We start from the raw sequence: 280 nt of genomic DNA on the forward strand, positions 1-280 counted from the left end.
TGTTCAGGCTAAACCATACTTCCTGGCAAAAGCGTTGAGCTACCTCCAGCGGAATTTTCCTTGAATCCAGATATTCAATTAAGGCAGGATGCTTTAGAACCGATACCCGTTTTAATTGTACAGCATTTTTTTTCCGTGAAACCTTTTCCGGGCAAAAAGAAAACTGAATATTGTCCTGCAGGCAGCGTACTGCTTCATAAGCAGAGCAGTCGTTTATTGCCATGACCAGATCTATGATGTTTCCACCTTTACCTAATCCGTAGTCATACCAAAGGTTCTT

General features: G+C 41.8%; 1 pseudogene. It reads right to left on the minus strand.

Annotated features, from left to right (window positions below):
- Nucleotides 1–280: pseudogene (locus HC175_RS24085) on the minus strand (toprim domain-containing protein); the annotation flags it as partial.

The organism is Salinimicrobium oceani (genome assembly GCF_012037645.1).